The sequence below is a fragment of the Anaerovibrio sp. genome (assembly GCF_024697385.1).
Lineage (GTDB): Bacteria > Bacillota > Negativicutes > Selenomonadales > Selenomonadaceae > Anaerovibrio.
The window spans coordinates 1-25,879 of sequence record NZ_JAILFV010000119.1; the positions used below are offsets into that span (position 1 = coordinate 1).

Annotated in this window: 24 protein-coding genes and 1 pseudogene; 21 read left to right on the forward strand and 4 right to left on the reverse strand. The window is 43.7% G+C overall.

Annotated elements, in window-relative coordinates; translation table 11 throughout:
- The 3 genes from fusA to K6C05_RS06460 form a co-directional block, all read right to left on the reverse strand.
- Nucleotides 1-1,661 (reverse strand): elongation factor G (gene fusA, locus K6C05_RS06450; protein WP_296732700.1); only part of this gene is annotated, 1,661 nt, incomplete at its 3' end.
- Nucleotides 1,662-1,884: 223 nt separating this feature from the next.
- The gene (locus K6C05_RS06455; RefSeq protein ID WP_296732703.1) at nt 1,885-2,364 is read right to left on the reverse strand and encodes an ECF transporter S component; all 480 of its coding nucleotides are present in this window, start codon (nt 2,362-2,364) and stop codon (nt 1,885-1,887) included.
- A 157-nt stretch (nt 2,365-2,521) separates the two neighbouring features.
- A complete protein-coding gene (locus K6C05_RS06460; RefSeq protein WP_296732704.1) occupies nt 2,522-4,240 on the reverse strand; it encodes a carbon starvation CstA family protein in 1,719 nt (572 codons plus the stop codon).
- Between the two features lie 300 nt (nt 4,241-4,540).
- Between K6C05_RS06460 and ilvB the strand changes: the two genes are divergently transcribed.
- From ilvB to rbr, 3 genes are all read left to right on the forward strand, one after another.
- On the forward strand, nt 4,541-6,238 hold the full coding sequence (ilvB, locus tag K6C05_RS06465; RefSeq protein ID WP_296732706.1) for a biosynthetic-type acetolactate synthase large subunit: 1,698 nt from the start codon (nt 4,541-4,543) through the stop codon (nt 6,236-6,238).
- Nucleotides 6,235-6,735, forward strand: coding sequence for an acetolactate synthase small subunit (gene ilvN / locus K6C05_RS06470; protein WP_296732707.1), 501 nt, complete (start codon nt 6,235-6,237; stop codon nt 6,733-6,735). The genes ilvB and ilvN overlap by 4 nt, the downstream gene beginning before the upstream one ends.
- A gap of 413 nt (nt 6,736-7,148) precedes the next feature.
- Nucleotides 7,149-7,691: a rubrerythrin gene (gene rbr, locus K6C05_RS06475; protein ID WP_296732709.1), complete on the forward strand. Its 543-nt coding sequence runs from the start codon at nt 7,149-7,151 to the stop codon at nt 7,689-7,691.
- A 163-nt stretch (nt 7,692-7,854) separates the two neighbouring features.
- Here the strand turns inward: rbr and K6C05_RS06480 are convergent, their stop codons facing one another.
- Nucleotides 7,855-8,319, reverse strand: a complete 465-nt coding sequence (locus K6C05_RS06480) for a nitrous oxide-stimulated promoter family protein (RefSeq protein ID WP_296732711.1) — start codon at nt 8,317-8,319, stop codon at nt 7,855-7,857.
- A gap of 214 nt (nt 8,320-8,533) precedes the next feature.
- On the opposite strand from K6C05_RS06480, the gene K6C05_RS06485 reads away from it, so the two are divergent.
- The 18 genes and pseudogenes from K6C05_RS06485 (at nt 8,534) to flgL (ending at nt 25,746) form a co-directional block, all read left to right on the forward strand.
- On the forward strand, nt 8,534-9,718 hold the full coding sequence (locus K6C05_RS06485) for a sensor histidine kinase (RefSeq protein WP_296732713.1): 1,185 nt from the start codon (nt 8,534-8,536) through the stop codon (nt 9,716-9,718).
- 19 nt (nt 9,719-9,737) lie between these two features.
- Entirely contained in the window at nt 9,738-11,210 is a 1,473-nt protein-coding gene (locus K6C05_RS06490) for an aminotransferase class I/II-fold pyridoxal phosphate-dependent enzyme (RefSeq protein WP_363317171.1), read from the forward strand.
- 92 nt (nt 11,211-11,302) lie between these two features.
- Entirely contained in the window at nt 11,303-11,977 is a 675-nt protein-coding gene (locus tag K6C05_RS06495) for a deoxynucleoside kinase (protein WP_296732717.1), read from the forward strand.
- Nucleotides 11,978-11,996: 19 nt separating this feature from the next.
- The gene (rnmV, locus tag K6C05_RS06500) at nt 11,997-12,551 is read left to right on the forward strand and encodes a ribonuclease M5 (RefSeq protein ID WP_296732719.1); all 555 of its coding nucleotides are present in this window, start codon (nt 11,997-11,999) and stop codon (nt 12,549-12,551) included.
- Between the two features lie 52 nt (nt 12,552-12,603).
- Complete coding sequence (gene rsmA / locus K6C05_RS06505; protein ID WP_296732749.1) at nt 12,604-13,458, forward strand: 16S rRNA (adenine(1518)-N(6)/adenine(1519)-N(6))-dimethyltransferase RsmA; 855 nt, start codon at nt 12,604-12,606, stop codon at nt 13,456-13,458.
- Nucleotides 13,459-13,520: 62 nt separating this feature from the next.
- The gene (locus K6C05_RS06510; RefSeq protein ID WP_296732722.1) at nt 13,521-13,775 is read left to right on the forward strand and encodes a TIGR03905 family TSCPD domain-containing protein; all 255 of its coding nucleotides are present in this window, start codon (nt 13,521-13,523) and stop codon (nt 13,773-13,775) included.
- A gap of 1 nt (nt 13,776) precedes the next feature.
- Nucleotides 13,777-14,559 carry a histidinol-phosphatase HisJ family protein gene (locus K6C05_RS06515; protein WP_296732723.1) on the forward strand — a complete coding sequence of 261 codons (783 nt, stop codon included), beginning with the start codon at nt 13,777-13,779 and terminating at the stop codon, nt 14,557-14,559.
- Nucleotides 14,560-14,705: 146 nt separating this feature from the next.
- Entirely contained in the window at nt 14,706-16,067 is a 1,362-nt protein-coding gene (locus K6C05_RS06520) for an LCP family protein (RefSeq protein ID WP_296732727.1), read from the forward strand.
- A gap of 22 nt (nt 16,068-16,089) precedes the next feature.
- Nucleotides 16,090-18,030 (forward strand): ABC-F family ATP-binding cassette domain-containing protein, encoded by a 1,941-nt coding sequence (locus K6C05_RS06525; RefSeq protein ID WP_296732728.1) that lies wholly within the window; start codon nt 16,090-16,092, stop codon nt 18,028-18,030.
- Between the two features lie 17 nt (nt 18,031-18,047).
- On the forward strand, nt 18,048-20,207 hold the full coding sequence (locus tag K6C05_RS06530; RefSeq protein WP_296732731.1) for an ATP-dependent RecD-like DNA helicase: 2,160 nt from the start codon (nt 18,048-18,050) through the stop codon (nt 20,205-20,207).
- A 15-nt stretch (nt 20,208-20,222) separates the two neighbouring features.
- Nucleotides 20,223-20,318: pseudogene (locus K6C05_RS11025) on the forward strand (double zinc ribbon domain-containing protein); the annotation flags it as partial.
- Nucleotides 20,319-20,342: 24 nt separating this feature from the next.
- On the forward strand, nt 20,343-20,879 hold the full coding sequence (locus tag K6C05_RS06535) for a ComF family protein (RefSeq protein WP_296732733.1): 537 nt from the start codon (nt 20,343-20,345) through the stop codon (nt 20,877-20,879).
- Nucleotides 20,880-20,977: 98 nt separating this feature from the next.
- Complete coding sequence (locus tag K6C05_RS06540) at nt 20,978-21,373, forward strand: flagellar protein (RefSeq protein WP_296732735.1); 396 nt, start codon at nt 20,978-20,980, stop codon at nt 21,371-21,373.
- A gap of 155 nt (nt 21,374-21,528) precedes the next feature.
- Entirely contained in the window at nt 21,529-21,804 is a 276-nt protein-coding gene (gene flgM, locus K6C05_RS06545; RefSeq protein ID WP_296732738.1) for a flagellar biosynthesis anti-sigma factor FlgM, read from the forward strand.
- Nucleotides 21,805-21,854: 50 nt separating this feature from the next.
- Complete coding sequence (locus tag K6C05_RS06550) at nt 21,855-22,340, forward strand: flagellar protein FlgN (RefSeq protein WP_296732740.1); 486 nt, start codon at nt 21,855-21,857, stop codon at nt 22,338-22,340.
- A gap of 2 nt (nt 22,341-22,342) precedes the next feature.
- Nucleotides 22,343-22,810 carry a flagellar protein FlgN gene (locus tag K6C05_RS06555; protein WP_296732742.1) on the forward strand — a complete coding sequence of 156 codons (468 nt, stop codon included), beginning with the start codon at nt 22,343-22,345 and terminating at the stop codon, nt 22,808-22,810.
- A 42-nt stretch (nt 22,811-22,852) separates the two neighbouring features.
- The gene (flgK, locus tag K6C05_RS06560) at nt 22,853-24,412 is read left to right on the forward strand and encodes a flagellar hook-associated protein FlgK (protein ID WP_296732745.1); all 1,560 of its coding nucleotides are present in this window, start codon (nt 22,853-22,855) and stop codon (nt 24,410-24,412) included.
- A 29-nt stretch (nt 24,413-24,441) separates the two neighbouring features.
- Nucleotides 24,442-25,746, forward strand: a complete 1,305-nt coding sequence (flgL, locus tag K6C05_RS06565; protein ID WP_296732747.1) for a flagellar hook-associated protein FlgL — start codon at nt 24,442-24,444, stop codon at nt 25,744-25,746.
- Nucleotides 25,747-25,879 lie beyond the last annotated feature (133 nt).

The following is a 25,879-nucleotide window of genomic DNA, read 5'->3' on the forward strand; positions in this document are numbered from 1 at the left end:
ACTACCGGGAATCCGGCCAAAGGCCCCTTTTCACAGGAAGTGGCAAGACCTTTTTCTACAGCAGGGAAAAAGTTTTTCGGTACTGCTCCACCAACAACTTCCTCGGCAAAAATATATGGATCAGTGGTGCCGGAAGGCTTGAAACGGATTTTTACATGCCCGTATTGACCATGGCCACCTGTTTGTTTTTTATACTTGTATTCTACATCAGAGCTCTTTTTGATAGTTTCACGGAATGCAATTTTTGGCCGCTCCACCTTTATTTCAGCCTTGTATTCATTAAGCAGCTTTGACTGAATGATTTCAAGGTGCATATCACCCATGCCATATATCAGGGATTGGCGATTGGCAGCATCCCTTTCGAATCTGAAGGTCTGATCCTCTGCCGCTATTTTCGCCATGGCCATGGCAATTTTGTCTACATCGCTTTTTTTGGCCGGTTTCCATCTGAGATATGTATATGGTACAGGCAGGTCCATCTTAGGATACATTACCGGGTTGGTCTTGGTGGAAAGTGTATCACCGGTCTTTATGGAAGTCTGTTTTGCCAGTGCTCCCAAATCACCGGCATGTAATTCAGGAACCTCTATGGCTTTATTGCCCCGCAGGACATAAAGCTTGCCTATTTTTCCCTCGGAGGCGGTGCGGACATTATACATCATGTCGTCGGCCTTCACCACGCCGGAGCGGATTTTTATCAGGCTGTAATAGCCAATGAATGGATCGGCTATGGTCTTAAAGACAAATGCCGTTTTCGGTTTTAAAATATCAAAATTTGCCTCGAAAATTTCATTGGTTTGGGTATTGATACCTGACATCTGACGATTGTCTGCTGAAGGCATGTATTTTACAATATCGTCCAGGAGAGTGTATACCCCTCGCTGAGTAGAGCCGGATCCGGATTCAACAGGAATAATCGAACCATCAGAAATTGCACTTCTAACCGCGGCGCGTATTTCTGCTTCGGAGAATGTATCCCCTGCAAGATAACGGTCCAAAAACTCCTCGGAGGTTTCTGCTACAGCTTCCATCAGGGAATCATTATATTGGTTGAGATATTCAAGGGAGTAATCAGGTATTGATTCTTCAACTGCCTCTTCCCCCTGATATCTGAAAGCTTTTTTCTGAATGACATTTATGTATCCGGCAAGCTTTTCATCTTCACGGAGTGGCATGTTAAACGGAGCTATTTTCTTTCCGAACATTGCATTCAGGTCATCCAGAACCTGTCTGTATGAAACGGAATCGATATCCATGTCAGTTATAAAGAATATTCTTGGCAGATGATATTTCTCACAAAGTTCCCAGGCTCTTTCAGTACCTGCCTCAACACCTGCCTTGCCGGATACCACGATAATGGCACCGTCAGCAACGCTCATTGCCTCGTTAACCTCACCGGCAAAATCAAAAAAACCTGGTGTGTCCAGTATGTTGATTTTAAAGTCTGTCCATTCTACCGGTACTATGGACGTGGATATGGAAATTTTTCTGCGGATTTCTTCCTTGTCGCAATCTGAAATCGTTGAACCATCCTCCACGCGGCCAGGCCTGGATATAGCCCCACTTAAGCAGGCCATAGCTTCAGTCAATGTTGTTTTGCCACAGCCTCCATGACCTAATAAAACCACATTACGAATCTTGTCAGTAGTGTATACCTTCATGTAAACCCCTCCAAATTCTTACGAAGCTTATTATTTTTTAGTAAGGAAACCCCTCATACCTCCTAAAGATATTTTTTCATATCTTTATTTTACCAAAGTAAAGAAATTATAACAATTAGATATGCTTGCTTTATCAAGAATGTTTAACAGCATTTTCAGAAATCATTACACAAAAAAGGAATGAACCAGCTTCAGGTCCATTCCCTCAGTATAGATTTATTTTTTACCGTTTTAATTTTAAAAATGCAGGTATATGTTTAGAAAGAAAAATAAATATTACCAAATTCAGCGCTGATTTTAACAACAATCCCGGGGTGGAGGCCAGTCCGGCTTCCAGGCTGTCATAGAGCAGGGCTCCTGCAGCAGTATAGCCAAAGGTCATAAAGACAAGGGCCGCGATGCCTCCAGTTATAATCTTGTCGTGAGTAAACATATAGGCTGCAATTAAAGCCATAATACCTTTTATGACCAGGGTCGGAATACACCAGATGGCGAAGCCTGTAAAGAAATCTGCCAGCATGGACCCTACAGCAGAGACCAGTACGGCATGTGATGTGTCCAGACACATGGCTGAAAGCAGAATGACACAGTCACCAAGATGGGCATATCCCAAGGGGATTGGGATTTGGATTATCATGGTGGCTACACATATAATGGCCATAAAAATTGCAGATAAGCAAAGGACATAAGCTTTTGTTGGCATAAACCAACACCTCCATTTCACACAATGAGACTTATTCAACGGGAGTCTTACACTTCCACTGAATTCCGGTCGAATTCACCTATTGTATTATTGGTACTTATCTTCTGCTTTTAACGCATGAATTATACGCCTATTTACTTCAGATAAAAACACAACCTTATTTTTTTTGCGGGATACTCCCGCATAATGCCTTGATGCCATCAATACCTACAGTAACAGCCACTGCCATCAGTAGACTGCTGATTCCCACCTGTGCATATGCTTCCCAACTACTGGCAGCAGTCATGATGACGCTCACCTGAGTTATTATTGTCAGCAATAATGCAGCTAAAGTCACGGTGCTCATGAAGAGCATGGGAATCAACAATGCTTTTATGGTTTTTCCTATATTCATTAACCATGAACATATTGCTAACAGGCATAGACAGGACAGGAGCTGACTGGAAGCGCCCAATAGGCTCCAAATCTTTTGAAATCCAATGGCACTAAGCATTCCGGCAAGTATGACAACAATTATATTAGAAAAATAGGAACTTGTCATTAGATTTTTGAAAAATTTAGGAATCTGATATTGTGAATTTTCACATGTTACAGCGATTTCCTGGATCAATAATCGTGTCAGTCGGGTGCAGGTATCAAGGGAAGTCAGGCAGAGAGTTGAATAGGTCAGGGCCAGTATAGTGTAAATAACTGTCTGGTAAGCAGCCAAATAAGGTATGGAAGAAACCATTACTGCAATGCCTCCGGCAAAGATATCGGTGATGTTTTTTGTATGGCCGGTGGTCATGGCACAGGAAATAATACAGATTGTTACAATGGCCAACAGACTTTCCAGAAGCATACCGCCATAGGCTACGGGCTTTGCATCGATTTTTTTGTCAAGCTGTTTTGCAGTGGTGCCGGAAGCTATAAGTGCGTGAAAGCCCGATATGGCCCCACAGGCTATGGTGGTAAAAAGCACAGGGAAAAGATATTGTACCCCATTAGCGGTATTCACAGTGAATCCGGAAAAAGCCGGTAATACAGAAGGGTTTATTTCAGGGTGGGTTATTAGGATTCCCAGGCCGGCAATCAGAAGGACCGTGTACAGAAGGAAAGAACACAGATAGTCCCGGGGCTGTAATAGCAGATTTACCGGTGTCACTGATGTTATGGCAATATAAGTCATGAGAAGTACAATCCAAGTAGTATGTGACAGGTACAGGGAATGAAATTTCATCCCCAGGATTATGGACAGGATGATGAAAAGGATGCCAATGAGAGCAGCACTTATCCTTGTTGGTTGGAAGCGTTTGTCAATAATACCCAAAATTATGGCTGATGCAGTAATAAAAACAGATATTGTGGCTAATGAAGCCCCGGTGTTACTGGCTGCCATGTTGATAGCACCACTGGAAGTATATGTGGCAGCAAAGGTGTCAGCTATTATGGATATAAGTGATGCCATGAGCAGCAATAAGGCGCAGCACGCAAAACAGAAAAACAGGATTTTTGTACGGGGGCTGACTCTGACAGATAAAATTTCTCCAAGAGAATGCCCCTTATATCTTATGGAGGCAGCCAAAGCTCCCATATCCTGTGGCCCACCGAAAAAAATCCCCCCCAGGATAATCCAGAACACTGCAGGGAGCCAACCAAAACAGGCGGCCAGGATTGGGCCTGTAATAGCACCTGCTCCGGCAATGGAGGAAAAATGATGACCGAACAATATATGGGATTTTGCAGGCATATAATCAAGGCCATCCTGATATTTGTGGGCAGGAGTGAGCTCCCCACTGTTTTCCATATCAAAGTGATGGGCCAGCCATTGGCCGTAAAACTTGTAGCCACAGCCCAATAAAATCACAGAACCGATTAATACAGTTAAGGTGTTCATAGTTACTCCTTTAAAAACAATTATTGATGTGCTAAATTATAACGCCATTATCCCAATTTTGCTACTTTCTGTAAAATAATGCAAAGTCCACAAAGAAAAGAAAAATGTACTTAATTTTAACTACATTAATTTTCATAAAACCTGTTTTGTGTAAAATTGACAGAATATTTATTGAAAATTATGTAAACACTATTGTATAATAAGTAACCGATAAACCATTTTGTGTATATGTTGACAGTGCATTCCTGATTTGAGCTGTGAAGGCGTTGTTCAATTATACGATATAAGGGGGAGTTTTCTGTGCGGATGAATGGGGCACAGGCTGTACTGGAAAGTCTGAAAATAGAAAATGTGGATTTGGTGTTTGGGTATCCTGGCGGAGCAGTTTTGGATTTATATGATGCTGTGTATAAGGCAAAGTTTCCCCATGTATTATCCCGTCATGAACAGGGAGCTGTGCATGCTGCAGATGGATATGCACGGGCGACCGGAAAGGTTGGGGTGTGTTTTGCTACATCAGGTCCGGGAGCTACCAACCTGATTACTGGAATCGCCACTGCCAACATGGATTCCATTCCATTGGTATGTTTTACCGGGCAGGTGGGGAATCCGTACATTGGTAAGGATTCATTCCAGGAAGCCGATATTGTTGGCATTACTACCCCGATTACGAAACATAATTACCTAGTCAAAAAAGTTTCTGAATTACCAAGAGTAATCAAAGAGGCGTTTTTTATTGCCCGTACCGGTCGTCCAGGTCCGGTTGTAATTGATATAGCAAAGGATGTTTTTACTGCAGAGCTGGATTTCAAATATCCAAAGCAAGTGCAACTGCGTGGTTATTCCGGAGATTTTACAGGGGACAAAAAGCAGATTGATACTGTGGTTAAGGCGTTAAAAAAGGCCAAGAGACCACTGTTTTTCATTGGCGGTGGTGTTACTCTGGCCGACCAGACAGAGCTTCTCAGGAAGATAGTGGCTGCTACCGGTATTCCTGTAGTCAGCTCCCTCATGGGGCTGGGATGTATTCCGGCATTGCAGGATGGATTTTTGGGAATGGTCGGTATGCATGGATCGTATGCTGCAAATATGGCAGTACAGAAATGCGATTTGCTGATAGGCATAGGCGTTCGTTTTGATGATCGCGTTACCGGCAAGATTGAGGCCTTTGCATCAAAGGCCAAGATTGCCCATTTCGAGGTGGATAAAGCGGAAATCAATAAAAATGTATATGCCCATTATCCGGTTATTGGTGATCTGAGATGGTCATTACCTATTTTTGCCAAAGAGATACAGGCGGTCAGTGCATCCTGCAGGGAAAGAATCAGTGGCTGGGTGGACCAGGTACTGGACATGAATAAGAAGTACCCATTTAGTTATACTGTCAATAAGGATTATATTATGCCACAGGAACTGATTGATACTGTTAGCGGTCTGGTGGATGAAAACACCATAGTGGTTACTGATGTAGGACAGCATCAGATGTGGGCTGCCCAGTTCTTTAACAGCCGCAACCCAAGACAGTTCCTTACTTCAGGTGGACTGGGAACCATGGGATATGGCCTGCCGGCAGCTCTGGGAGCCAAATTGGGACAGCCTGAAAAGAAGGTAGTTCTGTTTACCGGTGACGGTTCAGTGATGATGAATTGTCAGGAAATGGCAACAGCGGCAGATAATGGTATAGATGTCAAGATAGTCCTTTTGCACAATCATGTATTGGGCATGGTATCACAATGGCAGCGAATGTTTTATGGAAAAAGATATTCTCATACCTTGTTGTCCAATCGTACTGATTTTGTTAAACTGGCCGAAGCGATGGGGCTTAGTGCCTGCCGCATAGAAAAGCCAAAGGAACTTAAGGCCAGGCTGAAAAAAGCTCTTGCTTCCAAGGGCCCGATGCTCATAGATGTCATGTTGCCGGCCAATGAGAACGTGTTCCCTATGGTGGCACCTGGGGCACAGCTGGACAATATGGTGTTGGGAGGTACTGAAGAGTGAAAAAATATATTTTAGCTGTATTGGTAGATAATAAACCTGGTGTTTTGACCCATGTTTCCGGACTGATCAGCCGCCGGGCATTTAATATAGAAAGTATATCTGCAGGATATACGGAGGATGCAGATATTACCAGGATAAACATTGAGGTGTCCGTAGAGAATGACCGCGAGCTGGAGCAGGTAGTCAATCAGTTGGGGAAATTGATTGATGTAATCAAAATAGTCAATTTAGGACTGGTGGATTCGATTGTCCGTGAACTGGTTTTGCTTAAGGTTCGTGCTTCCAAGGATTCCCTGGCGGATATAAGGAATATTGTTGATATATTCCGTGGTAATATAGTGGATGTCAGCCCGGAGAATGTGGTCATAGAAATCACAGGTTCACAGGGGAAAATCAACGCTATCTGTGAGATGCTGGCAGAGTTCCAGATTATAGAAATAGCAAGGACTGGGGCAATAGCCTTGAGCCGTGGGCCGATACCGGTCAAAAATATGTAATAACGAGCTTTAAGATGTCCCCTTCCTCTCTAGGTGGGGGAAAACAAACTACAACAGCTGGCGAGCATATCTCCCAGCTCGTTGAAACGCTAATTGGAAGATTTTTCTTCTAAAGAAGAAAAATTTGAACAATGGCGTTATAACCATCAATTAAGGGTACTGTATATTTTAGCAGTATCCTTTTTTCTTCGATGAAATCAACATATATGGGCTGAGAATAAATTGTGCAAAGGTGTCTGGTGAGAGCGATGATGGTGGTGGGGTAGTCAGTTTTAACCTGCAGTGTAAGGGCCTGGCCGATATTTACATAGCACTTCAAAAATGATATACTACACCTACTAGATATTCAGTATCTGGTATATGTGTGTAGTTGTGTGTTTATGTTTTGTGTGTGATATTAAGGGGGCGTTATTTTGGAATTAAAGGGTAGTAAAACAGAACAAAATTTGTGGGCGGCATTTGCCGGCGAGTCTCAGGCTCATACCAAGTATCAGTATTTTGCATCACAGGCCAAGAAGGATGGCTATGTTCAGATTCAGAATATTTTTACTGAAACCTCCAAGAACGAAAAGGAGCATGCAAAAATTTGGTTTAAGCTGGTTAATGGCGGAAAGATAGGTTCCACTGCTGAGAATCTTAAGGCTGCCGCTGCCGGTGAGAACGAAGAATGGACTTCCATGTATCCTGAATTTGCCAAGGTAGCAAAGGAAGAGGGCTTTGATAAGATTGCTGCACTGTTTGAGGCAGTTGCTGCAATTGAAAAGGAGCATGAGGAGCGTTACAAGATTCTGCTGATTAATGTTGAGCAGGATAAGGTATTCAAGAAGAACGAGAAGGTTATTTGGCAGTGTTCAAACTGCGGTTATGTATGCACCGGGGAAGAAGCTCCGGAGGTGTGCCCTGTTTGTGCACATCCTCGTGACCATTTCCAGGTATTACCTACCAATTACAAATAAGGTGTTCGGGAACGTCCCCCTTGGATTTTCAAGGGGGACGTTTTTTGCATTAAGCATGGGTAATATGTCGCAGAAAAGTTTGTGCGCTTAATTGGAACCCGTGGTAAATATTTTGAGTAAATAAAAAAGGGACCACTTCAAGGGTCCCTTTTGCATTTTGGCATTATTTGTTTTTTTCAGCCTTTTCCCTGGCTTTTGCTTTTTCCTTGGCATTTTTTTCCTTGGCCTTTTCCTTTTCCCGTTGGCGCTTCTCCATTTCGTTTTTGGAGTAATCAACACTCAGACTGGCCATTTTATGCTTGAATGCCATGATTGGATGCCTGAGGAACATTCCTGTGCCGGAGGATTTCATTATCTCCATGAATTCCTTGGTCTGCTTTTCCCCAAAGCACTGAATTTCACACCTGTCACAGATTGGCTTGGTAATACCATACGGACAGCGATTGATTTTTGTCATTACAGTAGCCAGCAGAGCGGTGCACTTCGGGCATAATTTGCCGCTTTTGGTGCCATGATGTTTATTGCAGTACACACCAAAGGTTTTCCGGAGATTTTCCTTCTCTTTTGGAATGTTGTTTTTTATTTCAACTGGTTTTCTTTTTGGTAAAAATCTGTCAAAAATGCTCATATGTCTGTAGAACTCTCCTTGTTAAAAATAGTCATAACTGAATAAAATTTTAATAGTATTTTATAATAAATGCAAGTGATAAATTTTATATGTATAATATTAAATATGAGAAAATTCATTTTTGGTACCATAATCTTATTGCCAAAAAAACTTTGTATTGATATGATAAATTAGGTTAGGTTTTGATAATAAGTAAATAAGGAGCGTTACAATAATGAATATAGATTTGTTAGATAAGGATGACGCTCAAGAGGAACGCCTGCTACAAGACGCATTCAAACAGACCATAGCAGCCATGGATGGCAGCAAGGGCCAGATTTTTGAGATATATGACAATACTAAGGCGGATGTTGAATCCACAAGGGTATTATTGAAGGATCTGAAGGATCAGACAAGAAGACTTCAGGATGAAGTGGATGAACTGGTGCGGCAGGAGCAAAAAGAAAAACAGAAGCTGGTTCAGGTCAGCAGTAATTTTTCCAATTATTCCGAAGAGCGTATTCGTGCCAGCTATGAGGCAGTTAAGACTGTTCAGGTTCAGCTTGCAACTGTCAAGGAAAAGGAATATCAAACCAGGCGTCAGCGGGACCGGTTGGAGATACGGCTGTATAATCTGGAAAAGACCATGCGAATGGCGGAGTCACTTGCCATGAAGCTGGGGTCTGTTATTGGCTACCTTACATCACAGCTTAGTGATGTAGTTACGCAAATGGAGATTGCCTCCAAAAATAAATTTTTGGGCATTCAGATTATTAGGGCGCAGGAAAATGAGAGATTGCGCGTATCTAGGGAAATACATGATGGTCCGGCTCAGGAACTGGTCAATCTCATTTATCAGGCATCTATTTGTGAGCGCTTTGTGGATACACATCCTGATGCTGCAAAGGAAAACCTGCAGGAACTACGCCGTCAGCTGCGTACCTGCCTGGAGCATATCAGGCAAATTATCTTTGATATGCGCCCGATGACTTTGGATGATCTGGGATTGATTCCGGCTATTAAACAGCTGGTAAGAAAGCTGGAAGACCGCAAGATATTAAAGGTTGAGCTTCAGATTGATGGTAAGGAATATAAATTTGATAATCATGTTGAGGTTACTATTTTCAGGATTATACAGGAGGCCTTAACCAATGTGCAGCATCATGCTGAGGTTGATGCTGCGAATGTAAGGCTTTTGTATACGAATGATTCCCTGGCTATTTTGGTGGCTGATACCGGGAAAGGATTTGATGTAGATAGGTTGGCAGAGGAGCGGCATAATCCATCTGGTGAAGGCCGGTTTGGCGTTATTGGAATGGAGGAGCGGGCCAAGCTCATTGGTGCTAATCTGTCAGTAATTTCCGAGCCTAACAAGGGTACGAAGATACATATTAAGATGCCATACCCTCAACCAAGGTAAAGTAATGAGAAAGAATATATTGAAAATTAATCAAAATGTGGCGCCGGTTTCTGATGCAATGGAAAAATATGCAAGGGACGGCGCTCTTGCTTTTCATACTCCCGGACACAAACAGGGGCTGGGAGCTCACCCTCTGCTGTCAAAACTGATTACCAGGGATGGTTTGCGGCAGGAGGTTTCCCTTATGGAAGAACTGGATGACCTGCATGATCCCCAGGGATGTATAAAAGCAGCCGAGGAATTGGCAGCAGAGCTTTGGGGTGCATCGGATACGCTGTTTATGATAAATGGCACAACCAGTGCCATTCAGGCAATGATTCTCGGGACCTTGAGCCCCGGTGATCAGGTGCTGGTTCCCCGCAATGCCCATCGGTCAATTATTGGTGGATTGATATTAGCAGGGGCTGTTCCTGTATATCTACAGCCTGAAATTATTGAACCTATCGGTATTGCAGGCTGTCTCAGTGTGGAGACAGTGCAATCTGCCATCGAAAAATATCCGGAGGCAAAAGCCCTGATTGCCGTGTATCCAACCTATTATGGGATGGCTGGCAATCTGGGAGAGATTGCTGATTTGCTGCATGGAAAGAATATGCTGCTTTTGGTGGATGAGGCTCACGGGGCACACTTGAAATTTGCTGCATCCATATCCGGTATGCCCAAACAGGCTCTTGACCTGGGGGCGGATGTTGTAGCGCAAAGTACTCACAAGGTTTTGGGGAGTCTTACACAGACTTCCATGCTGCATATCGGGAGCAGCATGGTATTAAAGGCAAAAATCCGGAAGGCAGCATCCCTGCTCCAGACAACAAGCCCTAACCAGCTCTTGCTGGCATCTCTGGATATAGCTAGACTGCAAATGGCAGAAGAGGGACAGGAACGGTTGAAAAAAGCAGTGGACATGGCTGACTGGCTTAGGAAAGAAATAAACAATATATCAGGATTATATTGTGTAGGCGAAGAAATCATTGACAAAACCAATACCTTCGCCCTGGACCGGACTCGGATTGTAGTCAATCTCACTGGGCTTGGGGTTCACGGGTATGAGGCAGAAGATATTCTCAGGCATCAGTATAAAGTTCAATGTGAGTTGTCTGATAATTACAATATGGTGTTTATTATATCCATGGCTGATACCGAAGAGACCGTGAGCAGATTATTGGAAGTCTTACAATGTCTTGCCAGGGACCATGGCATGCCCCTGATGCCATTACAGCCACCCCCTGATGTACTGTTTCGCCCCAATAACATGGCAATATCACCCAGAGATGCTTTTTTCGGCACAGGGGAAAGAATGCGATTTGATGAAGCCGTCGGCTGTGTTTCGGCTGAAACAGTGGCTTTTTACCCTCCCGGGGTTCCGGTGTTATGCCCCGGGGAAATTATCTCTGCTGCTTTGATAGAAGCTGTGCGCAAGCAACAGGAACAACACCTGAGGGTAGTTGGCCCTGAAGACAGTGCACTGGAATATATAAGAGTTATTAAGAAATAATCTGATGAGAGACGCTCAAAAATATCAGTCCGTGCATATTTTTTGAATATGTGCTGTCAAGTTAAATATGAGAATTTTGGAGGTTACCAGGATTGGGTAAGGGAAAACTGATTACAATAGAGGCCGGGGATGGTTCAGGTAAGGCAACACAGACCAAGGCACTGCTGGACCATTTGCAAAAAGATGGATATAATGTTATGAAAGTGGAATACCCGGATTATGGTTCTGATTCATCAGCCTTGGTCAAGATGTATTTGGGTGGACAATTCGGGCAGCATGCAGATGATGTGGATGCCTATGGCGCTTCTGCATTTTTTGCTGTGGACAGATACGCCTCCTTTCATTTAAAGTGGAAAGGGGCCTATGAAGCTGGGAATGTTATATTGGCTGATAGGTACACTACCTCCAATATGGTCCATCAAGCAGTGAAGATTCAGGACCAGGTTCGTCGCGAGGAATTTCTTTCCTGGCTGTGGGATTTTGAATTTGGTAAATTAAAATTACCAATTCCTGATGTTGTGGTATATCTGGATATGGATCCGGATGTCAGTGACAGACTGATTAAGGAGCGTGCTGCACAGAATAAGGATAGAAAAAGAGATATTCATGAAATGGACAAGGAATATCTGCACCGTTGTCACTCGGCCTATAACTGGGTGGCGGATAAATATGGCTGGCAAAAAATAATATGCAGTACCAATGGCAGACCGCGCAGTGTTGAGGAGATACATGAGGATGTATACGCGGCAGTAAAGGCGTATATATGATTTATAGATTGAGGTTATTATGATAAAAGAAGTATTGGTTGTAGAAGGCAAGATGGATGTAGTGGCAATTAACAAGGCTGTGGAGGCAGATTGTATCATTACAGAAGGATTTAATCTGAAGCCGGCTTGTCTGGATTCCATAGAGAAAGCATATAAAAAACGGGGAATCATTATACTGACTGATCCTGACAGTGCGGGAGAGCGTATCCGCAAATATGTTACCCGTCGTTGCCCGAAAGCCAAGCATGCCTTTGTCCCTGTGGATGAGGCCACCGCAAATAATGATATTGGAATTGAACAGGCATCACCGGAATCCATACGGAAAGCACTGGAAAAGGTTCGTACTTTGGATTGGGAACCGAGCAACAACTTTACCGGATCTGACCTGCTGCGGGCCGGAATCAGCGGTGGTCCTGGCGCCAGTGATAAAAGGGCTCGTATGGGTGCGAGGTTGGGGATTGGATATGCCAATGCCAAGACCTTCTTGAAGAGATTGAATCATTATGGCGTTTCAAAGGAAGAATTCGAGGCGGCACTGGCTGAGGAGGAAAATATCAATGAGCTTCAATCTTGATAGCGATATCAATGAAGAAATTAATAATGACAACAGGCTGAAGCTGGGTGGCATGCATGCCACTATTGCCAATCCCGGTGTTACGCGCCATATCATGAAGGCCTTTAATCTGCGTGCAAGTAAACGATTGGGGCAAAATTTTTTGGTGGATGCCAATATTGTCCGTGGAATTGTGGATGCCGTTGGGGCCGGACCGGGAGATAAGATTTTGGAAATCGGTCCTGGTATTGGTACTTTGACTCAGGGGCTGGCAGAATCAGGAGCAGCTGTGACTGCAGTAGAACTGGATAAAAAGCTGCCTGCAGTGTTGGCAGAAACTCTGGCCGGTTATGATAATGTGCAGATTGTTCCAGGCGATATCCTAAAGGTGGATATTCCGGAGCTTATGGGGAATGCACCCTTCAAGGTAGCGGCAAATCTGCCGTATTACATTACGACACCGATTCTGATGGCACTGCTGGAGCAGCATTTACCTATTAGCATATTAGCTACTATGGTACAGAAGGAAGTAGCACTGCGGATGATTGCCAAGCCGGGAACAAAAGCCTACGGGGCGCTTTCTGTTGCGGTTCAGTATTATACAAGGCCACATATTGCCTTTGATGTTCCCCCGCGTTCCTTTATACCTGCACCGGAAGTGGATTCTGTGGTCATAGTCTGTGATGTTCGTGAGACACCCGCCGTGGAAGTAAAAGATGAAAAAATGTTTTTTAAGGTTGTAAAAGCCGCCTTTGGCCAGCGTCGGAAAACCATTTCCAATGCGATGAAGGGGGCAGGATTTAGGAAGGAAGCCATTGATTTGGCTCTTTCTGAAAGTGGTATAGACAGTGGCCGACGGGGAGAAACCTTTACTCTAAAGGAATTTGCTCTCCTGGCCGATGCAATGGTGACAGTAAATATGGTGTAACACAGGCAAGTATGATTTGGCCTGCCGGCATCAGATTAATATGAAAGGGTAGGGAATAAATTATGAGTTCTTTTGAATATGCACCTCAGGGAGTATGCTCCCGTATGATGAAATTTGATATTGAGGACAATAAACTTCATAATTTGCGGGTGATTGGCGGTTGTAATGGTAATCTCCAGGGCATCAGCAAGCTGGTGGAGGGGATGGATATAGATGAGGTTATAAGCCGTGTTGAAGGCATCCGTTGTGGGGCTAAGGCCACCTCTTGTCCTGATCAGTTATCCTTGGCATTAAAACATGCAAAGGAGCAGCTGTGATATGATTTATGATAGTCATTCCCACACAGAATTCTCATCTGATTCGGACATGAAGGCGACAGATGCTGTACAGGCTGCTGACAGGCTGGGGATTGGACTGGTCTTCACCGAACATTATGATTTTGATTATGTGGAATCGCCACATTACAAGGATATGGATTTTGTTTTTGATCCACAAAAATATTGGCGGCAGTATGAACCCTTAAGGGGTAACAAATTGCTGTTGGGGGTTGAGCTTGGATTGACTCCTGGTAGTATTGAGGCCAACAAACGCTTTATAAAGCAGGTTCCCTTTGACCAGGTCATAGGCTCTATTCATGCCATTAATAAACTGGATATATATTATCCGGATTATTATGAAAACAAGACGAAGCGTGAGGCCTACGCCTGCTACCTGAAAAACATGGCGGATATGGTCAAGGCCAATCCATATATAGATATATTGGGACATATCGATTATATATGCCGATATGCACCTTATGAAGACAAGGAAATTGATTATACTGACTTACATGATTTGGTTGATCTGGTCATTATGAATGTCCTGGATACAGGTACGGTCATGGAGCTGAATACCCGCCGCCTTGACAGCAAAACTGTGGCAGAGGCATTGCTGCCGATATACAGGCGGTACAGGGAATTAGGTGGCGAATATATTGCTATTGGTTCTGATGCCCATAAGGTTGAAAATCTGGGGATGAATTTCCCGATGGCCATTGATTTGGCAGAATTTCTAGGATTGAAGCCGGTATATTTCAGGGAGAGAAGAATAGAATATACATAATCTGAAATGGGTTGGAGTGGCAACCCATTTTTTTATGAATCCCCATTCAAAGAATTTTTGCGTAAATATGGGCAAATATTAATAACTGCGTTATAATAAAAAAATGTGGTAAAAATTACTTATTTTTGAAAAGAGGCTCTATTAGAATGCGAATTAAGCGAAAAACGCGTCGTAATTACACGCGTCTATATATATTGGCGGCTGTTATCTGCCTTTTTACTGCAGTTGGTCTGGCTGTACATTTTTATGACAATGAGGATGTTCAGCCTGTCGTATCTGAAGCAGGACTTGAAACTAATGAGAATGTGCTTCATATAATGATCATGGGCGTGGACAGCCGCAATGATGATGTCGGGCGGAGTGATACCCTCATGATGCTGACAGTAAATAAGGAAACTGGCAAGACAGAGCTCATGTCTGTTCCCCGGGATACCCGTGTGAAAATAGAGGGGAATGGGTATGACAAGATCAATCACGCCTATGCCTTTGGGGGTCATAAGCTTACAAAAAGTACCGTGGAGAACCTTTTGGGGATTCCGGTGGATTACTATGTCCTGATTGATGTAAAGAGTTTTGAAAAAATAATAGATGCTCTTGATGGTATTGATATTGATGTTGAAAAGCGCATGTATTACGAGGATCCATGGGATGACAATGGTGGACTGGTGATTGATCTTTATCCGGGAATGCAGCATATGACAGGCGAGAAGGCCATTCAGTATGTGAGATTCCGTGACGGTGAAGGGGATATCGGGCGCATTGGCAGGCAACAGCATTTTATGAGGGCTGTGCTGGCGAAAATGCTTCATCCTTCCGTATTGCCAAAAATTCCAAGGATTCTTGAGGCTATCAGCAAGACTTTGGAAACAGATATGCCACTTTCAGAGATGATGGCTATTGCCCAATTATTGCCTGACATTCGTGAGCAGGGAATGGAATCCGTGATGATTCCGGGGACACCGGCATTTTTGGATGATGTAAGCTATTGGCTGCCGGATATACTGGCCCTTCGTACCATGGTGGCCGAGGAGATGGGCAATGTCCTGGATGATAATGCCAGAGAAAATGCTGAAGCGTTAAACAAGGAATATGAAGCTTCACTGCCAAAGGGAATTGTTGCCCTGAAGGATGGTGCTATAACCCAGCAGATGCAGGAAGATAAGACAAAAGATGATGAGAATAAGGAGCATAAGAAGGAAGCTTCTGAAACCAAGAAAGAAGATAAGAGAAAATCCACCAAGGCTGAGGGACCGGGCCAAATCTCCGTGCTGGTCATTAATGACAGTGGAGTGAATGGTGCAGGTGCCAAAATGGTTAATAAGCTCATGAGTAAGGGCTTTAATGTTACCGGGGTAGATACCGGCAATAAAGCTGACCGTGAACATACGATCATTGTTACGGATGAGTCAAATGTCAATTGGTTTTATGGGATGCCATTCCCTTGTACCATTATGGATGGGGCTGACCCCATGGAAGCTGTGGTGTATGTAGGCAAGGATTTTAATTAAGAGAAAGGACCGCAGAGATAGAGTGGGCACAATAAGGGTGACAGGCCTTTCCAAGGCTTTCGGAACAGAAGAATTATTCAATGATGTGAGTTTTGAAATAAAGCGTGGCGAAAAAGTGGGCTTTGTAGGGGCAAATGGTGCCGGCAAATCCACTTTAATGAAGTGCCTTTTAAACAAAGAGGAATATGACCGGGGGAATATATCAATAGATTCAGCTGATACCATTGGATATGTTGAACAACAGGCTGATATGGACAGCGATGGAACCCTGTATGAGGAATTAAAAAGTGTTTTCTCAGATGTTATGAAACTGAAGGCTGCCAAGGAGACCATGGAAGCTGAATTAGCCGAAAATGCTGATGCTGACAAGTTAAAACAATATGGACGCCTGGTGGAACGCTTTGAGCATTTGGATGGCTACGATTATGCAAGCAGTATCCGTCGTACGGCATTTGGTCTTGGCTTTACGGAAGAAGATCTGGCAAAACAGGTAGCACATTTTTCGGGTGGTCAGCGGACCCGTGTATGTTTGGCCAAGGCATTACTGAGGGAACCTGATTTTTTGTTTTTGGATGAACCTACAAATCATCTGGATATCAGCATGATCGAGTGGCTGGAAGGGTTCCTGCAGACATATACAGGTGGCGTACTGATAATATCTCATGACCGTTTTTTCCTGGACAGGGTCACCAATAGAATCTTTGAGATTGACAATAAGACTGTTACCGTTTATGAGGGAAACTATTCATATTTTATGAAGGTCAGGGAGCAGAGAAGAGCGGCACAGCTGACTGCATATGAAAAGCAACAGGAATATATCAAAAAAACGGAAGATTATATCCGCAAGTACAAGGCCGGAATCAAGTCCAAGCAGGCCCGTGGCCGTCAAAGCCAGTTGAACAGGCTGGAACGCATAGTCAAACCGGCGGAAACAGCGGCATTCAATTATTTTGCTTTTAATGCACCATCTGACTGTGCTCAGAGAGTGGCAGAATTGGAGGATATTTCTTACAAATTCCCTGACAGGACACTGTTTGAACATGTCAATGTCCTCATTCGTAAGGGGGATGGGATAGCTGTAGTGGGACCAAATGGTGCCGGTAAAACAACCTTGCTCAGATTGCTGGTGGGGGAGCTGGAATCTCCTACTGGCCGTTTAAAGATTGGTTCAAGGGTAAAAATAGGTTATTTTTCTCAGCAGCATGAGGGGCTCCATATGGACCGCAGCCTGCTGGATGAAATGCTTTACGAGTATGGTTTGGACGAACAGCAGGCCAGACGATATTTGGGAGCCTTTTTGTTCCATGGTGATGATGTATTTAGGCTTATTGGGGATTTGTCCGGTGGGGAGCAGTCCAGACTGGCATTTTTGAAGCTCATGCTCACGGGAGCAAATTTCCTGGTTTTGGACGAGCCGACCAATCATTTGGATATCCCTGCCAAGGAAGCAGTGGAGGAAGCTTTGTCAACCTTCCCAGGGACATATATTACTGTATCCCATGACAGATATTTTTTGGATAAGGTTGCCAACTGTGTGTTGGAGCTTTCTGAAGGAACTCTTCACGAGTATATTGGAAATTACAGCTATTACCGTGAAAAAAAAGCAGAAGAAAACGAAGCGCGTATCACAGATGCCAAGGAACATTCTGATGCTGCAAAGAAAAAGGACAACAAACCTGAAGGGGCAGCAATACATGAAGGTGCCGGAGCCGGCAGGGCTGATCAGGCAAAAAGAGGTGCGATACTCAGCATGAGTGATGATAAGCGCAACCAGCTTATTCATCGTGCTGAAGCACAGATTGCCACCATAGAAATGGATTTAAAATGCCTTGAGTTGACCATGAACAGCCCTGAGGTACAGGCTGATCCGGGGAAAAGTATTGAAATAGCCAATGAATACGAGGCGAAGACCAAGGAATTAGATGAATGGTATGATAAGTGGGCGCAACTGACGGAAGCCTGATCGGAGGAACCTGATACATGGAAGAACTGCAGGGGACAGTGGAAAATATCATATTTGCCAGTCAGGATGGCCGGTTTAGTGTGTTTAGGCTGCGCCTGGAGGGACAACGGGGGATTGCTACGGTTACTGTTCAGATGGAGCCACCATTACAGGGACAACAGCTTGAACTTAAGGGCACCTGGGTAGAGCATCCCCGTTTTGGCCAGCAATTTAAGGCAGAGCATATGTTGGTGGCAGCACCTACCAGTCTTGAAGGCATTGAACGATTTTTGGCTTCCGGTGCTGTAGATGGAATTGGACCGGTTAATGCCAAGCGCATCGTGGCTAAATTTGGTGGTATGGCCTTGGACATTATTGAGAAAAGCCCAAACAGGTTAAAGGAAATAGCTGGTATTGGAGCAAAAACAGCTGCCAAAATCCATACATCATATATGGAAAAGGCCGAATTGCGTCAGATTATGGTATGGCTGGAACAACATAATGTGTCGGGGATTTATGCCGGAAAGATATATGCCCGGTACGGTTCCTTTGCAGTGGAGGTTATGGAAAAAAATCCTTACCGGCTGGCAAGGGAAATAGATGGTATTGGCTTTTCAGCTGCTGATGCCATAGCGGCTGGAATTGGATTACAGGCAGATGATGAGATGCGAATTTCCGCAGCTCTTGAATATCAGCTGCGGCGAATATCACTATATGGTCATTGCTGTGTTCCGGAGGGCCTTCTTGTGGATGAAGTGGAAAGAGCCCTAGGGGTAAGCCGGGATAAAATATGGGATACATTAAAGCGTGATTTGGCAGAGGGTACCCTTGATCAGGAAGTTGTGGGCGGAAATGTTCTTGTCTATCCGGAGTATTTGTACCAGGCAGAAACCGAGACAGCAGAGCACCTGCTCTTTTTGCAGGAACAGGCTGCCCCTGTCAGTGGCGGTGACGCAGCTGCCCAGATAAAAAAATGGGAAATTTCGTCAGGGATTACCCTTGCTGAGAGGCAGCGGGAAGCCATACAGTGTGTATTGACACATGGGATATTTGTGCTTACCGGTGGTCCGGGGACAGGAAAAACAACTGTAGTGAGAGGCATGCTGGATCTTTTGGAAAGCTATGGGCTTAGTGTTATGCTGGGCGCTCCAACAGGACGGGCTGCCAAAAGGCTCAGTGAAGCTACCGGCCGCAAGGCTGTTACTATCCATCGTATGCTGGAGGCACAGGGGGGTACCACAGATGGGGCCGCCTTTGGCAGAAATATTGATGATCCATTGGAAACGGATGCTATTATTTTGGATGAGGTATCTATGATGGATATAATATTGATGCGCCATTTTTTGGAGGCTGTGCCGGCGGGATGTCATTTGATTCTTGTTGGCGATGTTGATCAGCTTCCGGCAGTTGGCCCGGGCTCTGTGCTCAAGGATATTCTGCGCAGTGGGGTTATCCCCAGTGTGTGTTTGTCCGAGGTATACCGTCAAAGTGAGGCCAGCAGTATAGTAATGAATGCTCATGCCATTAATAGTGGACGCCTGCCACAATTTTCAGCGGATAAAAGTGATTTTGAATTCATAGAAATTAATAACCCTGAGGCAGCAGAACAGAAAATTGTCACACTTTGCCGGGATTCGCTTCCTGCCTTGGGATTTTCTCCGACAGAGGATATCCAGGTGCTTTCACCTATGCACCGTCAGAGCTGTGGCGTAGAGAGTCTCAACAAGCGGCTTCAGAGTGCTCTCAATCCTCCTGCAGCGTACAAACCGGAGTATGTGAGCAGTATTCGTTGTTTTCGCCTGGGAGACAAGGTGATGCAGACGAAAAATAATTATGACAAAGGTGTTTTTAACGGAGATATTGGATTTATTGAACACATGACAGAAGAACAGGTTACTGTTCGCTATGGCGATGATGTTTTGGCTGCCTACGAAAAGGCTGAGCTTAATGAAATACAGCTTGCTTATTGTATGAGCGTGCATAAAAGCCAAGGCAGTGAGTATCCGGTTGTTATTTTGCCGTTGGTTCCCGGGCACAGGATAATGCTGCAGCGCAATTTATTGTATACGGCCATTACCCGGGCCAAAAAGAAGGTTATACTGATAGGCTCAAGGGCTGCGTTAAATACTGCCATATCCAATGACCGGACCAGGAGGAGATATACTCTTTTGGCAGAACGATTGTCCAGAGACCTTTGATATAGGAGAAGCATGATGCTGGAGGCTTTATTAAATTTGTTGTTTCCTCCCCAATGTCCAGCCTGCAATAATTATGTTGAGCATAATGGTTATTGGTGTGACAGTTGTCTTTCAAGGCTTTTGAAGGTACAAAAATTGCCACTGGAGTCAGATCTGGGCGGGGTGTTTGACAAAGGCGTCTGGTGCCTGGGAGAATATGACGGAATATTGAAAAAATTAATAGCAGATGTGAAATACAATAAGAAAAAAAGTGCCATAAAGGCGGTACAGTATTTTACAAAAAAAGGAATGGAAAAATTGGAGATGGAGGATACTGAGCTCATAACAGCTGTTCCTTTATATGAATCCAAAATGAAAGCCCGGGGGTTTAATCAGGGCGTATTGCTTTTTTCTCCAGCTGTTTCTGCTCGCAAGATGGACTTTTCAGAAGTGTTAAAAAGGGTAAGGGATACCATCCCGCAATTTAACCTGAAATATGAAGAGCGTCAAAAAAATGTCAGGGGGGCTTTTGCCCTGCAAGAAGATTATGTCCACAGGATAAAGGGGAAAAATATTTTGCTTACAGACGATATTTTTACTACAGGAGCTACTTTTTTTGAATGTGGCAAAGAATTAAAAAAAGCAGGAGCAGCCAGTATTCTTGGGGTCGTGATTGCCTCAGGGAGAAAATAGAATATTGAATCAGTATGGATTTTCATATATAATAAATTGAAACGGGATTTTGATATGTTACATTAGATTTGAGCTCATCAAAGGTAGAGGTGTTTTTTATGAATAAGCTAAGAAATTGCCCTGATTGTGGCAAATTATATTTAGAAGTAGGACAGAATGTGTGCCCTAGATGCTATGATCTGGAACTGGAGCAGGAACAGATTGTCTATTCATATGTCCGCGATCACGATAAATGCAGCGTGGATGAAATAGTAAGGGAGACAGGCGTCAAGGAAAAAGTCGTACTCCGCATGATCAGGAGTGGAAGATTCGTTAATAATGGGAATATTTCCTATGCCTGCGAGAGCTGTGGGGCAGAGATATTTACTGGCCGTTTTTGTGAGAAGTGCAGCCAGGATTTGGCAAAGCAGGCATCCCAGCTGAATACCAAAAAAGTACAGCCTACCAAGGTGGACAGAAGCCATACAATGTATAATGCCGGGAAAGAATTTTAAAAAAAATACATATATATTTAAGATATTTTTTTGCAGGGTTTAAGGACCCTGCATTTTTTTTCGATAAAATAGTAGGAAGAGGAATAGACACTTGAAGTGTCTCCTTTTGCAGAAAAATATTAAGGATGTAATATTAGGAAAAGGTGGTGAGAACCATGATTATAAACAATAATCTTCAGGGCATTGCCAGCATTTATGCTAATCAGGGGAATGCCAACAAGTCGGCCAAGTCTGTTCAGGAAATGGAAAAAAGAGATGAAATTCATATTTCCAAGCAGGGACAGAATGTCAGCGAAATGGTAAAAAAGATGAATGAGATGGATGATATCCGGCAGGATCGTGTAACAGAACTGGAAAATCTGATTGCATCCGGCAATTACCATGTAAGCAGCAGAGAATTGGCTGAGAGTATTATGCAGTGCAGATTTTAAAGTGTACTGCAGGTAGTGCATTTTAATCGTGGAAGGTGGGATGTATCACGATGTGGCAGGATTTGGCCGAGGTTATCAATACCCTTATAGCTGAATATCAAAAGCTGGAAAAGTTGGGACGGGAAAAACGCTCAGTTTTGGCGGCTGTTGACCTGAAGGGGCTGGAGAAGCTGGTTCATCAGGAAGAAGCTATCATTGCAACAATAAATAAAACAGAGAAGCAACGCCAGGCGGTTATCAGTCAGCTGGCGAAGCAGTATATCCAGATAAATCCTGACATGACAATGCGTGATGTTTGGGGTCAGTGCCCTGATGGTCAGATGAGGGACAGCCTTATGAGTTCCCACAAGCAACTTGAGAATGTGGTAAAAAACACACAGGAACTCCAGGGAAATAATGAGATTATGATTTCTGCTGCTTTGGAGGCAATCAATTATAAGCTTAATCAACTTGGTGGCACCTCAGTGGAACCGTCCTACGGGAGTGGCGGACAGGAAAAAGTAACTCATGAAAAAAATTTTGACCTAGAGGTGTGATTATGAAGGATATCATCGATATACTTCGTCAGCAGCTGGTGTTGTGCAGAAGGTTGTTGGACCTGGCAAAAGCACAAAAAGCAGAACTGGTTAAAACAGATGCGTTGGCAGCAAGGAAGCTGGCTACTGCAATAGAACCAGTCATAGCCAACATAAATGGGCTGGAAAAAAGAAAGATGGATTATTTGACGGAGCATGGTGAAGATAACTTATCTTCCTGGTTTGCCAAGCTCCCGTATTCACCAGACAAAAAGGTGATTAATACACTTATTGAAAGCCAGGAAAAACTATTGCAGGAGCTTAAGATGACTAATGACAACAACCTGCAATATTTAGATAGACATACGAAATTTATCGATTACAGCATCAATGTAATGACCCAGACCAGTGCAGGGGTGACCTACGGAACACCGGGCGATAACGGTGGGATGCCTGTTCAGGGCAAAAAGATGTTTGATACAGGAGTCTGATGTTTTTTATTTGAGGATTCCGAGATAGGAGCGAGAAATATTATGATGAGTACATTTGCAGGCCTCAATACCATGGTAAGTGGTATTCATAACAATAGAGTAGGTCTAAACACAGTAGGTCACAATATCAGTAATTCAAGCACTGAAGGGTATTCCCGTCAGCAGGTAAATGCGGCAGCAACCCCTTCACAGACTATCTGGTCTTATGCTCATGCCAGTCAGATTGGTACAGGTGTATCGGTAAACAGCATAGCCAGGGCCAGGGATATATATGCAGATCGTCAATATTGGAAAGAGAATACAAATGATGGTTTCTATAACGCAAAGGCAAAAAATTATTCCAAGCTGGAAACTATCTTTAATGATTCAGATGATAATAGCTTACAGGCTTCAATGGAGGAGTTTTATCAGTCCTGGGTTGATTGCTCCACTACAGCCAGTACAGCTTCCAGTCGTCAGAATGTTATAAATGCAGGTTATAATTTTGCTGAGACACTAAATGCAACTGCAACCCAGGTGCAGGAGCAGATTGAATCAGTATATGAAGAAATTATTCTGAGTGTGGATAATGTCAACAGCATTACAGATCAGTTGACTACATTAAATGGACAGATCATGGAAATTGAGGCTAATGGCTCTATTGCCAATGATTTGCGCGACCAGCGTGATCTTTTGGTTGATCAACTGTCCAAGATCATGCATACAAGTATTTCTGAGACACCTAATGGTATGTATAATATTGTGTGCAATGGAACCACATTGGTTAATGGAACCAGTAAAATCACCATTGAGGTATCTAAGCCATTGAATAATGAGGTATATGGTATAAGTGATTATACCCTCCAGATTAAGGAAGCAAATACCCCGTTTAATCCAGGGAATGGTGAGCTTTTTGCACAGTTACAGGCAGTTGCTGAGGACAAGGGATATATTGATAAGCTGGCCAATATGGCAGCGTTTTTGCTTACTACACTTAATGATCAGCACAAAGCAGGATATACCCTTTCAGAAACTGGTGGCACTGTAGCCTCAGGTGGTAACTTTTACGGTGAGGACGGTGCAACTTATGCCTGGGATACCTCTGATACCAATGATTTACATATGACAAAAAATGGTACAGCGTATCGTGGAATGCAGATTATCAAGGAACTCACAATTAATCAGAAGCTGACTGGTACTGACGGACATAAGCTGCTGGCTACCCGTTCCATGGGAGATGATGGGGTAGTTAATGGCGTAGCAGATGGTTCCAATGCTGTATGGATCAGTACACTGTTTAATTGTGTTAAGGCAAATACTAGTTCTGTAGTAAATGGCACAACCCGTGCAATAGGAGATGAGTCCTTTTACAGTTATTACAACGCCAGTATGACGACCTTGGGATCATCTACGGAGAACATGAACAACAAGGTAGACTTCCAGAGTGATCTTATGACTCAGATTGAAAATCTCAGAACCTCTACTTCAGGGGTCAACTGGGATGAAGAGCTTACCAATATGATTACATATCAGCAGGGCTATGCAGCCTGCTCCCGTTGCCTCACGACCATGGATGAGATGCTGGATAAGCTGATTAACAGTACAGGTGTAGTTGGCAGATAAGGGTGAAAAGAAAGGCAGGGTAATAGATTATGCGTATAAGCAGTACAATGATGTCCAACAATTATCTGAAGCAGCTTAACGGTACTTATGAGCAGTATACCAAGCTTTTTGAGCAGAGCGATGGAAAAAAACTTCATCGGGCTTCAGATGATGCAGTGGGCTATTCAAAATACTTAAGATATCAGAATTCCCTAAAAAATGTAGAGCAATTTCAGGATGATATTACCACGGCGGTTTCCTGGATGAAGAACAGTGATTCTGCCCTGATAAATGTAACTGATCAGATGAATACCTTTAAGGAAAAGGTTGTAGCTGCCGGCAATTCCACCAATAATGAAAGTGACATGAAGGATATAGCTAAGGAGCTTTTGGCCGGGGTTCAGGAAATAGTTTCTGATTTGAATGTACAGATTGGTGATAGGTATCTGTTTTCCGGCCAGTCTGATACCACTATGCCATTTCAGATTTCGGGTAGCAAGAAGTCACGGGGGGAGACAAAGACCCTCGGAGAAGCTCAGGCGTCATTCTTTAATGATGTAAATGATGATGCTACAGTGACTCAGATGTTAAAGCTTACTGGTAGTGATAAACAAACCTATTATATGAATGTGGCCAATGGTAATGTTTATACTGAAGATTTTGTGGAAAATGGCTACAAGGATAAGGCAGTGGATGGCAGCAAAGTGGCTCCAGGCGATGAGGCTGGAACGGTTTCCAGCTGGGGTGGAAGCACCGATGTAAGCAAGTATTTTGATGAATATGGTGTTATTAACGCAGCTGGAGATGCCTTTGAAGCTAATATTACCGTTGGTGGTGAAAAGGTATCGTTGAAATTTTCTGTCACTCAGCAGTATATTGTTGAATACCGCGGTGATGCCAAGTATATTTCCATGGTCAAGAGAACCGGCGGGGTTAATCCTGCAACTGATAGTGTCAACCAGACTGGTCAGGATGTATTTGGCAGTGACATTTTTGATAAGGATAATAGTGTAGCCTCCGGTACAGCCATGTTGAACGAATTACTGTATGCCGTAGCAAAGATTGAATCCGGAGATAATGAATGGGCGGCCAATGATGGACTTACTATAAGTGATGCAGCACATTCCCATGCATTAGGAGCACAGACTACCATGGCAGCCCGTCAACAGGCTTATACGGCAGCATCAGATATGTTGACTACTCAAAACGAATCCATCACCAGTGACATTACTGATGTAGCCAGCACAGATGTGGCACAGCTCGCTACCAAGCTGATGGAATACCAGACCATATACAGCTTGTCCTTGTCTGTTGGTTCAAAGATTCTTCCGGGAACGCTGGCTGATTATCTATAACGAGCTTTAAGATGTCCCCTTCCTCTTTAGGTGGGGGAAAACAAACTACAACAGCTGGCGAGCATATCTCCCAGCTCGTTGAAACGCTAATTGGAAGATTTTTCTTCTAAAGAAGAAAAATTTGAACAATGGC